The sequence below is a fragment of the Vibrio sp. Vb1574 genome, from assembly GCF_033338675.1.
Map to the genome: position 1 here is coordinate 1 of NZ_JAWOTC010000080.1, position 3,519 is coordinate 3,519.

Below are 3,519 nucleotides of genomic sequence, written 5' to 3' on the forward strand. Positions count from 1 at the left end.
GCTACGATGATTAACTGATGTAACCGATCAGATCGTAACTTCCTGATTTAGTTCCATCGAATTACGCAACAAAGCCCACTGTAACTCGTTCGAAAAAGTGCAATCACTTGTTTAAGTGAAATATGTTACTACTATTTTTATCTGACAGCTTTTATTTTTTATAATTAAATATGTTACTACTATTTTTATCTGACAGCTTTTATTTTTTATAATTAAATAAGTTAATAATATTTTCTAAAGTAAGTTACAACTATATTAATTAGATGGTTCTTAATTTCGTACGGAGCTCAATTCTCTAAATGAATGGTGGTGATTAGCTTTAGTTTAAGTCAGTAAAATGTACTGATATCTGTTTCATCAAGCCCCTATAGAAGATGCCTCTAGCCATTGATGAAAACTGGCCAGAGGCAGGGGTGTTAGTTTACCTTGGGAAAGGTAGTAAATATCGTCCACTCATCTTTAACCATGCCTTTATGGCCAATGACGGTAGCGGTTACACGACGGTTTAAAGCGTGGCTGACATCATCTGTCCCCAATTTAGCTAAATGGGTATCACCAAAGCCAACAATAGTTAACCTGTCCTCTGAAATACCTTGCTTAATTAATAGGTTGCGTACGTTACTTGCTCGGCGGCGTGATAGCTCAAGGTTGTAAGCTGCGGTACCAACTTTACTTGCGTAACCCTGTATTTCGATAGAAGTCGTAGGGTACTTCTTAAGGAATGCTGCTAATTCAGTAATCTTACGTTGGAATACTGGATTAATGCTGTCTGAATCATTAGCAAACAAAATCTTAAGTTGATACTGTTCTTCTTTGTTTAGGTAGGTTTCGCAGCCATCATTATCTACTTCGGCACCAACTGGGGTATTCGCACATAGATCACGAGCATTGATTACGCCATCGTTATCTACGTCATGAAGGTCAGCGACTTGAATGTGCTCCGGAGTAGGGATGTAATCGAACTTATCAGTCGCAAATGCACTATTTAGGCTCATTGTTGATAGAGCTAGAAATATTAAGGTATTGTTTTTCATTGTGTTTAGTACTCTACTGGCTGAGTCCATTCTTGCGGAATATCGACGCGCAATGCATCAAGAAGTTTTCCTGTAGAAGTTAGAGTTCGGTATTTAGCGTATTGTTGATCGAACTGCGTTTCGAGGTAGTTTTTGCGGGATTCAAATAGCTCATTTTCAGTATTGAGCAAATCAAGCAATGTACGTTTACCAATGCGGTACTGCTTTTGATAAGCAACAACGGTGTCTGACATTGAATCAACATGTTGGCTTAGAAAGGTTTTTTGTTTGCCAGTCAATTCTAAAGCACTCCATGAGAGACTAAGCTCTTGCTCAACACTTCGGTAGGCACGTTCACGTAGGTCTTTCGCTTTGTTGAGCTGGTAGGCCATACTATCAGTGTTTGCTGAATCTCTGCCGCCATTATATAGGTTATAGCGGACGCGAAGCATAGCAGTGGTTTCAGAACTGTTACCTTCAATACCTCCTGCATCATCACGCCAGTTTTGTGCTGCTTCAACGGAAACTACTGGATAGTGGTTCGCATCTGCTTGCTGGTACTGGTATCTTGCAGAGTCGACATCTGCTAAAGCTATCTTTATCACTGGGTGGTTTTCAAAAGCTTGATTTTTGGCCTCATCCAAGGAGTCGGGAATAAAGTTTTGGTCTGCGCGTGGAAAGATTAGATCCTGAGGGTTTTCACCCACTAATCGAATAAATGTGGTTTGCGCATCTTTGTAGTTATTTTGTGCAGCTAGTAAATTGCTGTGAGCTTTTGCTAGGCGACCTTCAACTTGAGTCAAGTCGGCGACTGAGCCTATTCCTGATTCTGTGCGTTTTTTGATGTCAGTATAAATACGCTCGTGCGTATTTAAGTTGCTTTCTGAAAGAGTAATGAACTGCTGTGCCTTAATTACATCCAGATACGCTTTAGCAACTTGTAGGGCAATATTTTGAGCATCAGCAAGCAATTGATAACGTACCGATTCAGCGTCTGCTGATGTGCGATCGATATCGTAAAGAGTTTTAGAACCATCCCAAATCAACTGGCTAAATGTAATTGCAGCTTCTTTACGGGTCATGTCGGTTCTATCTGCGGAGTTCGCTGGATCTATGCCCTCATAACCGATACCTGCGTCTAAATCGATGGTCGGTTTGTATGCACCAGTGGATTGATCAATGATGTAGCGTTTACTCATATATTCATTGAACGCACTTTTGATCTCTGGGTTGGTTGCAAATGTAACCGCTACGGCTTGCTCTAATGTTTGTGCACTGGAATGAAGAGGTATTAACAAACCAAAACAAACAACACTAATACTACTAAGCTTCAAAAGAAGTCTCCCCAAATAATTCGCAACGCTAATTATCTTTAATTTATTGTCTCAATAATGAAACTTTAAGAACCGGATATATTAAAGAAAACGTTTGTATCAAATCTGGCTTGGTTAATTTAAGCCATCATTTTAAAAAATGTAATCGCTGGAACAAAGTCCCTAAAAATAAGCCGCATAGCATATGACTTTCTGGGGCAAAATAAAACCACTTTAAAACATGAAACTTATTGTGGGAACAAGTGCATGTTGTACATTGAGCAAATAATGATAAACTATTAACTAAATGTATCACTGCCTGAAATAATTCTCATTGCCTGATTTAGTCAAGGGTAGGGGTTATTTCATCTGTTAAATGGGGTAATAACTTTGGTTGGAAAGTCAAATTCAACGACGGATAAGTATGTTGTAATCGGTAAAGATGGTCATATTAGAGTAGTTGAATCTAAGGAGAACCTACTTCCGGGTGAGATTGTCGTGGAGACGTTGAATGGTGATTCTCTACCTGCGCATGCCTCATTAGAGCGCAGTGATACAAATTCAGATATATCTCCTGAAGTTGAGGAAATCATTAAAGCCGTTGCGCAAGGTGATGACCCTACAGAATTAGGAGAAGAATACGCTACTGCTGCAGGTGAGCAATTAAGTTCTAGCTTAACCAATTCCGGAACAATTGAACGTTCAGGGGCTGAACTTCTGGCAAGTACGTTTTTTGAAACTTCAGGTTTAGACAGTGAGCAGAGCGATACCAATGTTTTACCTGACGTGCATCGTTCTACTGAAATAGATAGTAGTAACTCCTCGGCGTTAATTGATGGTGACGATGTGGGGGCAGTAAGAGAAGACGTAACGCTTACCACAGGTGGCAACCTAAACGTGGATGACCCTGATGCAGGTGAAGCGGTCTTCCAACCCCAAACGGACGTTCAAGACGGTAACTGGGGTATTTTCTCTATCGATGAGCAAGGTAACTGGACGTATGAGTTGAACAATAGCCACCCAGACGTTCAAGCGTTGGACGCCGATAGTGATCCGATTATTCGTACCATGACAGTAACATCTGCAGATGGCACGACTCATGACGTGGTCGTGACCATTACGGGCTCAGACGACAAAGCGATTATCACACCAGATCAACCGGGTGATGATAAAGGCGCGGTTCAAGAAGACGT

3 protein-coding genes are annotated in these 3,519 nt (G+C 40.7%); 1 reads left to right on the top strand and 2 read right to left on the bottom strand.

The features are described 5' to 3' along the window. Positions 1-416: 416 nt before the first annotated feature. Both R7O12_RS23500 and R7O12_RS23505 read right to left on the bottom strand, forming a co-directional pair. The gene (locus tag R7O12_RS23500) at positions 417-1,034 is read right to left on the bottom strand and encodes an OmpA family protein (RefSeq protein ID WP_025576707.1); all 618 of its coding nucleotides are present in this window, start codon (positions 1,032-1,034) and stop codon (positions 417-419) included. Positions 1,035-1,039: 5 nt separating this feature from the next. Next, positions 1,040-2,347 (bottom strand): TolC family outer membrane protein, encoded by a 1,308-nt coding sequence (locus R7O12_RS23505; RefSeq protein ID WP_140112688.1) that lies wholly within the window; start codon positions 2,345-2,347, stop codon positions 1,040-1,042. Between the two features lie 369 nt (positions 2,348-2,716). Here R7O12_RS23505 and R7O12_RS23510 point away from each other — a divergent pair. Then, positions 2,717-3,519 (top strand): VCBS domain-containing protein (locus R7O12_RS23510; protein ID WP_318126446.1); only part of this gene is annotated, 803 nt, incomplete at its 3' end.